3 protein-coding genes are annotated in these 2,876 nt (G+C 38.5%); 1 reads left to right on the top strand and 2 read right to left on the bottom strand.

The annotated features are described in order from the left end of the window. Nucleotides 1-1,192: 1,192 nt before the first annotated feature. Together BT112_RS19910 and BT112_RS19905 are read right to left on the bottom strand one after the other, a co-directional pair. Nucleotides 1,193-1,849, bottom strand: a complete 657-nt coding sequence (locus tag BT112_RS19910; RefSeq protein WP_072319225.1) for a hypothetical protein — start codon at nt 1,847-1,849, stop codon at nt 1,193-1,195. A gap of 9 nt (nt 1,850-1,858) precedes the next feature. Then, nucleotides 1,859-2,494, bottom strand: coding sequence for a hypothetical protein (locus BT112_RS19905; RefSeq protein ID WP_072319224.1), 636 nt, complete (start codon nt 2,492-2,494; stop codon nt 1,859-1,861). Between the two features lie 265 nt (nt 2,495-2,759). On the opposite strand from BT112_RS19905, the gene BT112_RS22245 reads away from it, so the two are divergent. After that, nucleotides 2,760-2,876 (top strand): helix-turn-helix domain-containing protein (locus BT112_RS22245; RefSeq protein ID WP_139276319.1); only part of this gene is annotated, 117 nt, incomplete at its 3' end.

Raw genomic sequence — 2,876 nt, 5'->3', positions numbered from 1 at the left:
ACGTTGACCGCATAACAAGTTGATTGAGCGGCGTAACCATTTCCTTGAGCCGCTAAACAAGTTGCTTTGACGGCTAAACTGATTAGGTGGACCGCATAACAAGTTGATTGAGCGGCGTAACCATTCCCTTGAGCCGCTAAACAGGTTACTTTGACGGCTAAACTGATTAGTTGGACCGCTTAACCAAATATGTTGACGGCATAACCAGTTGGTTGAGCGGCGTAACCAATGGCCTGTGCCGTGTACCCAAACACAAAAGCGGCGAACTTCATCAAGTTAGCCGCTAACCGGGTTACTTATGCGGTTAACACAACCTCTTACATGAGGCTATCCGGGCTTGCCGGGGAATAAAAATTCCAGCAGTTTCCGCCACCGTCCCGATAAACAGATAAACATCGGGATCGGGAGCATTTCCGGGTGACCCGCTCAACGAAGTTTACAACTTCGCTGCCCAACCCTTCAATAAAAGAAAAAAACGAAAAACGCCTCTCCGGGGTGTATCCCGGTTACTCATAAGTCTTACTTTATTTATCGCTACAATGATCTGGTTAATCAAAAGGCTTTAAACAAGTTACAAAAATGTGGTTCAACATCATTTTGGAAGCCCCTCAGAGACCTGTACGGCGCATTTGCCGAAGTAGGAGCATGACGTATTGGCCTGTCCTTGATGTGCAGTGAGCTGCGAAGTCGGAGACGTTCGCAGAGCTTGGAACACTTCGTAGAGCGGGGGGTTAGGTCCGTCCCAAAGTTCAGCATCGATATAACTATTAAACGTAAATCACTAGTGTCCCATTAAAAATCAAGAAATGGGCTATTAATAGTTGATTTGCAAATTGTTGCATAGTATTTATGAGTAAACGGACTTCATTTTGCGAAACAATATTTCCTAAAGGAAAAGTGCGTTCCAGACATACTAGACATGATATTTTTTTATTTTTAACAGCATCTCAATTTTAGCGGGACACTAGTGAACGTAAATGTTAAATTCTTACCTAAATACGTGTCGCCTGCTTTTGTAGTAGCCTGACTATTAGAATTATTATCCCAATAAATGTTACCGTTTTTACCCAACACCCAATCTTCGGGAGCCATACCCGTAGGGTCGATAAAGTTCAGCGGCGAGTTGTTCAAAAAACTGTAAGGTGAAACGCTATAAAAATCTTCGGCCAACGGGTACCAAAAAATACTATGGTTACCCTTGAGCATCTTTTATTAATTGCTCAACCTGTGTTTTAGAATACATAAATTCATTTGATTTAAAATCTTCTCTCAATCTGCTAAAGCATTCATCTCCAACAATAAAATGGATAGCAAATAAATCATAATCAAATATCATAAACCACTCTAAGTTCAAAGGGAATAACAATAAAGTACCTATAAAATAATGCTCTACATCATCGCTAGCAAGATTGAGAAAAGCATCCAGTTCGAGAAATCTCTCGAAAAATAATGGTAATGAATCATTTGTGTTGGATACCTTCATTTTGGCTAAATAAGCACCTCTATTTTCGATTATTTCATCCGATATAATTTGATCAAACTCATTAATTAATTCATCAAGTGATTCTTCTTTGGTCTTGTATTTTTGAAAAGTTTCATTCCAAGGTAATGGCAAGAGCATATATCTATCTCCTTCTCCTTTTAAGACTTTCAGTAAAGAAATTAACTTATTGATATCTCCATTCCCAGGAACCATATACTTAAAATAATAGGTCCCATATGATTCATCCCTAACGTAATTAAAATCACTTGAATTCAATTTCAAATCTATTCTTCTATCGACTTCTTTTAATACAACCTCCAGAAAAGAATCACTATATTTTTTGTACTTCTCGAACATTATCATCATATAATAAAATTATTTGAAAAATATGTCTACATTTTTCCCCTCATATGCTTTTGGAAGCGTAAAGGTATCAAATCCTTTTTTAGCACTAGAGCCTCTAAAGATAATGGTTTCTCCATCTTTTAGCAGTTTGATGTTCTTCCCTGATTTTTCAAAACTCCAGCCATTTTTCAATAATTGTGTGAAGAATTGTCCTGCACCAAGTGCCCCTCCTTCAATCACGGCCTTGAATCTGTTCCCCCCAGAAATTAGTTTAAAAGCATCTGAAGATTTTACTGCAAACTTCAATGCATCCCTAGTAGATTTAATACCCCTTAAATATTTTACATATTTAGGTAGGCGCAAAATACTCAAGCCTCCACTGGATATAAGTTCAATCGATCCAGAACTTCCCATAACGCGTATAAATGTCTCTCCAGTGAGAAAACCATCATCATCTACCTCATAATCAACATTACTATATTTAGGACTCCATCTTCTATTTTGAAACAGGCTTCCTAACCATCCTCTTTTTTCCAACACTTGAATATTGGTTAATGGATCAGGATCTGATTGTGCACTTTCTTGGTCACCAGAATCTGAACCATTTGATTGTTCACTGTTGTCCACATTAAGTCCAACACTAGCAAGAGCTGTTTCGAAAGACACTTTATTGCCCTGATCATCCTCATACCTTTTAGTATCCCAATTGTAATGTTCTCCATCGGCTCCACTCGGATCTGCCCAGTATGGATATTCCGGACTAAGCTGACCCCTCTAAAGCCTACCTTTTAGGTATCTGTCATTCCGGCGGATGCTGACCCCCTTGTAAATTTAAAAATGGTTTTCCGGTAAAATTATTCCGGATCATACTGCCCCCCATTTTTTGAATTGGTTTTTGGTTTATTTGATGGATACCATCAAAAGATAAGTAATGGCCGGAAAACCAAAACGAATGAGTCAAGTAAAACAAATACTCCGTATGCACCAGCAGGGCAAGGGCATAAAAACTATTGCCAGAACCTTGTCCATCAGTAAGAATACCGTTAAA

Source organism: Sinomicrobium oceani, assembly GCF_900119185.1.
Taxonomy (GTDB): domain Bacteria; phylum Bacteroidota; class Bacteroidia; order Flavobacteriales; family Flavobacteriaceae; genus Sinomicrobium; species Sinomicrobium oceani.
This window is presented reverse-complemented; position numbering and strand designations above follow the sequence as displayed.

Bases quoted from the DNA above. Each gene is read 5' to 3' on its own strand.
- BT112_RS19910 (WP_072319225.1), bottom strand. From the start codon at position 1,849: ATGATGATAATGTTCGAGAAGTACAAAAAATATAGTGATTCTTTTCTG.